At 53.2% G+C, this 2,829-nt stretch carries 2 protein-coding genes; both read right to left on the reverse strand.

Annotated features, from left to right (window positions below; all coding sequences use genetic code 11):
- Window positions 1-2,112 (reverse strand): VPS10 domain-containing protein (locus tag SMC5_RS10340; protein ID WP_119120615.1); only part of this gene is annotated, 2,112 nt, incomplete at its 3' end.
- 318 nt (window positions 2,113-2,430) lie between these two features.
- Window positions 2,431-2,829, reverse strand: a 399-nt coding sequence (locus SMC5_RS10345) for a hypothetical protein (protein WP_207799233.1), incomplete at its 5' end; no start/stop codon positions are given.

The following is a 2,829-nucleotide window of genomic DNA, read 5'->3' on the forward strand; positions in this document are numbered from 1 at the left end:
GCCACCAAGCGTCTCGATCAGGGAGCGGAGAGGAATGAGGGTACGTGAGTTCATAATGATGGGCGCTGCCTCCAGTGGCACTGCTTTCCCATCCACGTGCATTGTCGTGCTACCAATCTTCAGTTGAATGACCTTCGTTGAAGCAGAGACTGGACCATATCGGAAGACGCCGCCATCGGTTCCGGCATACAGGATAGAAGGAGTGCGGGGGTTGATGACAACACTTCTGACGTTCGCGTTGCCAAGACCAGTGTTCATTGCTGTCCAGGTGGTCCCGTTGTTCGGGGAGCGTAAGACACCCCGACCTTCCGTACCGGCATACATGGTTGCGGGGGTGACAGGGTCGAAAGCGATGGACATGACACACTGAGAATTACTGGCGAGACCCATGTTCATCGCAGCCCAGGTGGCGCCCTTGTTTGCAGACCGCAAGGCGTTGCCCCAGGTACCGGCATACACAGTGGAAGGAACAGCAGGGTTGATCGCGAGAGAGTTTACCGCCCCCTTGGGGTTCAGTACCATCGTCCATGAAGTGCCGCTATTTGTGGAACGGTAGACTCGGCCTTCTGTGTTTGCATAGAGAGTAGAGGGGCTGATGGGGTCGACGACAAGACAAGAAACCCCATAATCGCTGGGAGGAGTATCTATCGCTGTCCAGGTGGTGCCACTGTTGAAAGATCGAAAGAGTCCGTCGTAACGAGTGCTGCAATAGATTGTGGCAGGAGTGCGTGGGTTGATGGCAAGAGCCCGCGTATTGAGGCCTTTCTGAGTAAGCCCACTGTTCATAGCTGTCCAATGACTTCCACTGTCCATGGAACGAAAAACGCCATCATCTGTCGCGGCGTACAGAATTGAGGGTGTACGTGGGTTGATAACAATACCGGCAGCGTTTGCGCCAGCGAGACCACCGTCCAACATGCTCCAGGAAGTACCGCCATTGACCGAGCGGAAGACTCTGTTCTGTGCAACGGCGTACAGGGTTGAAGGAATGAGAGGATTTACGGCAAGAACGGTAACATTCATGTCCGTAATACCAGTATTGGTCTCTGTCCATGTCTTGCCGCCATCGACAGTCCTGAACACTCCGCTCTGAGTGCCGGCATACATGTGAGAAGGAGTGTCGGAATCGATGGCAAGAGCAATGACGCGCAAGTCGTCAAGACCAACATTCCTTGTTGCCCACGTAACTCCACGATCGGTGGACCGCAAGATTCCTTCGCCGGAAGTAAGGTATAACGTAGATGATGTCTTCGGATCAAAAACGACGGAGCCGATGTACGCATCATTGGGAATCCCGTGCATCCGAGTCCACTGACTGCCGCCGTCTGTTGAGCGAAAGAGGTTGGTTCCGTCGGGAGACACGGAGTAGTCATAGCCGACAATAGCATACATTGTGGCAGGAGCAGAGGGATCGATGATGAAGCCTACAAGGGACTCTCCTTGTGGGAGACCTGCATTCTTCGCTTCCCAGTGATCCCCGCTATCCGTTGAATGAAAAATGCCGTGGCTCCCCGTAACAGCGTATAGTCCAGCAGAGATACGAGTGTCAAAAACGAGAGACCTGATCCCGTCACCTTCTGGAAGACCAGCACTCACGTTCATCCAGTGATCTCCGCCATCCATGGAACGAATAATGCCAGCGGTCTCGTTGATGACAATATACAAAGCAGTTGGCATGTGAGGATTGATGGCAAGAGAGATGATATCATCACCCTGTGCAAGACCAGTGGCTAGTTGTGTCCAGTGGTTTCCGCTGTCGACAGAACGGAAGACGCCGCTTCCATAGGTAAGATATCCCTGTGGGCTTACCATGAGAGCATAGAGGATACGAGGGGTAACTGGGTTGACAACAATGGCTCCAATATCTGCGGTCACGATACCAGCAGCGTTCACAGCTGTCCAATGATCTCCGTTGTCGGTAGAACGGAAGAATGCGCCATCCGGAGATTTGCCATACAGGATGGAAGAAGAGGACGACGCTGTGGTGATGTTGGCAATACCAGCATTCACTTCTCTCCAGTTCTCTCCGCCATCAGTTGAATGGAAGACACTGTCCCCCGTGTACGCAGATAGTCTGGAGGGATTCTCTGGGTCAATGACGATGTTGTACACAGTGCCTCCATATAGCGGGAGACGTGACCAAACAGACATCCCTGCTGCCTGCGTTGTGGGAACGCTCCCCAGCATGCCTGGGGTTGCCAAGACCAAGCACAGGATCAAAGCTATCAAAGCGCCAATTCGTGAACAGACTCGCGATTTCGTTGTTATCATGCCATGCCCCTCCAACAGGTGCCTTCAACAAGTATGGTGAATTGAAACCCGGTCACCACAGCCGTCAGCGCGCCGTATCATTGCGGCGTCGCAGCGGAGGTCATACCTTCCCACTACAAAACACAGTAAAGCTCTATGGACCCGGAGCGACTATAGATGTTACGGAGCCTTTGCAGCCGCAGCTATGGATTCGGCACTGGCATAAGCTTGTGTAACAGTAACCCAGCCAGAACGCATATCCTCGAGGAACTGAGCTGCAGGAATGAAATTGCTCCCCACTGGTGCGTTGTCTATGTACACCTGAAGAGAGCCGGCATTGATATTGCCGGTGGCATCTACGTTTGCAACGATCTTGATCATATAGCTCGTCCCACTTGAATCAGTCATGGCAGACTTGATCGTGCCACGCCAATAAGCGATATCGTCTTCAACAGCTTTCCTGGCGGCAGCAGAGATCGCAGCGCCGTGATCATGAAGGTACTGAAGTTCCCCTGCGATCAGCGGCTGAGCATCCACCGGCCCACTGTTCAGGGCGTCCATTGTCACGATCATTATCAA

Source organism: Candidatus Cryosericum odellii (assembly GCF_003570935.1).
Classification (GTDB): Bacteria; Caldisericota; Caldisericia; order Cryosericales; family Cryosericaceae; genus Cryosericum; species Cryosericum odellii.